General features: G+C 39.8%; 4 protein-coding genes. 1 reads left to right on the forward strand and 3 read right to left on the reverse strand.

Annotation, left to right across the window (positions count from 1 at the left end; genetic code table 11):
- A partial coding sequence (ftsH, locus tag ABDH28_03225) for an ATP-dependent zinc metalloprotease FtsH (GenBank protein MEN2998031.1) occupies positions 1-1,920 on the forward strand: 1,920 nt, incomplete at its 5' end.
- Here the strand turns inward: ftsH and ABDH28_03230 are convergent.
- The 3 genes from ABDH28_03230 to ABDH28_03240 are packed head-to-tail and all read right to left on the reverse strand — an operon-like array spanning position 1,907 to position 4,193.
- Entirely contained in the window at positions 1,907-2,683 is a 777-nt protein-coding gene (locus ABDH28_03230; GenBank protein ID MEN2998032.1) for a type III pantothenate kinase, read from the reverse strand. The two genes, ftsH and ABDH28_03230, sit on opposite strands and share 14 nt — an antisense overlap.
- The gene (locus ABDH28_03235; protein ID MEN2998033.1) at positions 2,680-3,621 is read right to left on the reverse strand and encodes an ATP phosphoribosyltransferase regulatory subunit; all 942 of its coding nucleotides are present in this window, start codon (positions 3,619-3,621) and stop codon (positions 2,680-2,682) included. Before ABDH28_03235 ends, ABDH28_03230 begins: the two co-directional genes overlap by 4 nt.
- On the reverse strand, positions 3,618-4,193 hold the full coding sequence (locus tag ABDH28_03240) for a hypothetical protein (protein ID MEN2998034.1): 576 nt from the start codon (positions 4,191-4,193) through the stop codon (positions 3,618-3,620). The genes ABDH28_03235 and ABDH28_03240 overlap by 4 nt, the downstream gene beginning before the upstream one ends.
- Positions 4,194-4,220 lie beyond the last annotated feature (27 nt).

Here is a 4,220-nt window from a genome sequence, read left to right on the forward strand (position 1 = left end):
AACAAGCCGTCAGGGAAACTAACACCTAACCCCGATAAGTCAAGCATATGGACCGTACTTATAATACTTGCTATAGCTACACTCATCATCTATCTATTATCTCCCGTAGGTAATATAAAATTCACCCCGGAAATCAGCTACACAGAGTTCATAAGAATGGTTAAGAACAAACAAGTTATCAAGGTTACAATAGAGAACAATAGAATAGTGCACGGCGAAGCTTTATCAAAGGAGAAAGGTGCTATTTTCCAGTTTAAGGTTCTCCTACCGAGTTTTGCTGACACAAAACTTTTAGAACTTCTTACGGAAAACGGAGTTGAAGTTTATGGTAAAGACACCACTGGTATGTCAGATCTAGTCAATATTTTGATATTTGTTGGAATACTGATAGGTGGTTTGATTCTGATCAGTTGGATTTTTGGCAAGCAAGTAGGAGGTAGCACTGACAACACAAGAATATTCAATTTCACGAGAAGCAGAGCGAGGGTATACAAAGATCCTCCCAAAAAAGTTACTTTTAGCGATGTTGCCGGAATAGATGAAGTAAAAGAGGAAGTGATGGAAATAGTTGATTTTCTTAAGGATCCGAAGAAGTATATAAGGATAGGGGCTAGGATACCAAAGGGCATTCTTCTTGTTGGGCCACCAGGAACTGGAAAGACACTCCTTGCTAAGGCTATTGCTGGTGAGGCAGGAGTACCGTTTCTGAGTATGAGCGGTTCTGAGTTTGTTGAGATGTTCGTAGGCGTTGGTGCTAGCAGAGTAAGAGACCTTTTTGATCAAGCAAGAAGAAACGCTCCTTGCATTGTCTTCATAGATGAGATAGATGCTGTAGGCAGATTCAGAGGAGCAGGACTTGGCGGAGGACACGATGAAAGAGAACAAACTCTAAACCAACTTCTTGCAGAAATGGACGGATTTGACTCACAAGAAGGTATAATTGTTCTTGCAGCAACAAACAGGCCTGATATCCTTGACCCTGCACTACTCAGACCTGGTAGGTTTGATAGACAGATCGTCGTTGACATACCCGACATAAAAGCAAGAGAGGAGATACTTAAGGTTCATATCAAGAAAATTCAGATCAGCAACGATGTAGATATCCCTACAATTGCTAAAGGCACTCCAGGATTTACCGGCGCAGACATCGAGAATCTGGTAAACGAAGCTGCACTAATAGCAGCTAGAGAAAATTCTGAAAAAGTATATATGAAACACTTTGAGAAAGCCAGAGATAAAGTGCTAATGGGACCAGAAAAAAAGGTGTATGTTATCACACCTGAAGAAAAGATGATAACCGCATTCCACGAAGCTGGACATGCACTAGTATCACATCTTCTACCATACGCAGATCCAGTATACAAAGTGTCCATAATTCCAAGAGGCAGAGCACTGGGAGTAACACAACAGCTACCAATAAACGACAGAAAACTCTACAACAAGGAGATGTTGTATCAAATGATAATGGGAATACTCGGAGGAAGAGCGGCGGAAGAGGTAATGTTTGGGCCAGAGTTTATCTCCAATGGAGCACAGAACGACATTGAGAAAGCAACAAAGATTGCTAGAGCCATGGTCTGCGAATGGGGAATGAGTGAACTTCTTGGTCCTATACAATACGGAGAAAAAGAAGGACCCGTCTTTTTAGGAAAAGACATCGTTGTCAAAAAAACCTACAGCGATAGAATAGCCGAGGTCATTGATAGCGAAATAAAATCAATCGTAAACCACTGCTACTCCAAAGCCTTAGCTCTGGTAAAAGACAATGTTGCCAAGCTAAAAGAATTAGCAAAAGAACTCATTGAAAAAGAAACTCTCTCATCCGAGGACATTGAAAAAATTCTGGGCAAAAAGCCAGCAAAGGAAGACAAACTTTCCAAGGTCCTGACAGAAATACAACCAACTCTTAATGTAAACTAAAAAACAACAACTTCAACCCTTTCAGCATAAGCTCCTTGTCTATATACTTCTCATTCACACTAACCAAGCCGAATATTTTATCAGACAAGCCTCCAGTAAAAACTACCTTAAACTCTTCCGTTCCCATCTCCTTAAAAACTTCCTTTATTATACCCTCCACACCTTTTGCAAGCCCCACAACTATTCCAGATCTAAGACATTCTTCCGTAGTCTTACCTACAACCCTACCAGGCACCTCCAACGAAATTTTTGGAATCTTTGAAGCTCTCTGAAATATCGCGTACAGAGAGGTCTGAATCCCCGGCATTATAACCCCTCCCCTGTAAACACCACCATATACCACATCAACCGTAGTAGCAGTTCCTGTATCAACAACTATACAGTTGTCACCATATAGCACCTTTGACGCATAGGCATCCACCAACCTATCACTACCTATCTCCGAGAGATTCTTGTAATCTATCTCCATAGGAATATCAGATGCAACCACAAATTTCGGCTCTAATCCCACGAGATTCATAATCCCATACCTAAACTGAACTTCAATTTCAGGCACTACGCTAGATATTATTACACCCGAAATTTCCTCCCTACCAACACCAAAATACCTGAGAGTGTTAAATATCGTCAAAGAAACCTCATCTACTGTTATAAAGTGATTAGTAGTAATCCTAAAATGCTTAAAATCAAAATCCGTTCCCTCTGAAGATATCCCTATCACAACATTCGTATTTCCTATATCAATACAAAGTATCTTTCTCATACCACATCAATAGCAAAACCCATCGCTGTTGCTTTGTAGCCAAATCTTTCAGTCAAACTATCATATCTTCCACCACCTGCGATAGAGTAAGGCAAGGTATCAACATAAACCTTAAAGAAAATACCACTATAGTAGTCTATATCGGGCACCAGAGTAGGATCAAAAATAGTATCACCAAAAATCTCATTCACCATACCCACACCTAACTTAATACCCAAAACCTCCATACCAAGAATATCAAAAACCTCATCAACAACTACCTCAACTTTCTCCTCAAACGAGAGATCTACAAACCTCTCAATAAGCCTAAACACCTCCTCTCCAGCCATATTCCTAAGCGAAGGCAGATCCTTGTTAGACAAAAGGTATCTCACAAGCTCTCTCTCATCCAACGGAAACTTGGAAAACACACTATCTAATACTTGTGAAAAGTTAAACACAAACTTATACTCATTAAAAACCTTCAAGCTCACAAACACAGAAAGCATCTCCTTCAATACTTCCAGAAGCTCCCTAAGATCATTATCACCCCCACCTATTATCTCAACACCAAACTGCCCTATTTGTCTAGGATACCACCTAAACTCAGGTTCTCTAAATACGTCACCATAGTAAAAAACTTTCACCGGAAACTTCAAACTTTTTACCCTTGGAGCAAGAAACCTCACAATCTGAGTAGTTATATCATACCTAGGAACTATAAAGTCGCTACCATCCTTAAATACAAAAAGTTCCTTCGCACCACTTCCTAATGTCTTCTCATACACTTCAAAAAAGTCAAAAGTAGGAGTAGAAACCTCAACAAACCCCCTAGTCTCTACAATCTTGTAAAGAGGCTCAACCAACCTTCTTTTTTCATTAAACTCAAAGGAGAAGCCACTAGGGGCACCCACTAGATCCTTCTTAGCCAAAAAAACACTTTTCAAAAACTCCTTCATTCCACTCCTCTTACAGAAAAACCTAAGCCTTCTTGAATATCCTTGATCATATTCATAAAGACTACCTTTATCTCAGTATCTTCCTTAACCTCATTTACCCACTGAAACCTAATAAGCACATTGACACTTTTAAAACCCTCTGGAATACTAGACCCTTCGTATATATCAACCACCCTCACGCTCTCCACCCTCAAATTCTTGTTCTTCGTATCATACTCTTCTAAAAACTTCACAAACTCATTCACATAGTAATTCTTTGGCAAAAGAACAGAAATATTTTTTGATGAGAACGGCAACCTGTTTATCTCCTTAACCGAAATCTCACTTCTCAAACTCTTCTCAAGCTCGGAGATTGAAAACTCAGCAACAAGCGTATCTCCCATTTCAAGTTTGCTACAAAGTTCAGGATGCAACTTCCCAATAAAACCTATACTCTTACCATAAACCACTATCTCACCAGAGATATATTCGTGCAGAAAGGTATACTTTTTCGGCCTCACCTCATAAGCTACACCAAGGAATCTTAACAACCTATCTAGGATATCCCTAAGTTCGTAATAAGAAAATAACACATCTCCCGCCCAACACTAATCTCTCTT

Source organism: Brevinematia bacterium (assembly GCA_039630355.1).
GTDB lineage: Bacteria > Spirochaetota > Brevinematia > DTOW01 > DTOW01 > SKYB106.

Excerpts from the sequence above, each read along its gene's own strand:
- ABDH28_03230 (MEN2998032.1), bottom strand. The coding sequence starts at position 2,683 with ATGAGAAAGATACTTTGTATTGATATAGGAAATACGAATGTTGTGATA.
- ABDH28_03235 (MEN2998033.1), bottom strand. The coding sequence starts at position 3,621 with ATGAAGGAGTTTTTGAAAAGTGTTTTTTTGGCTAAGAAGGATCTAGTG.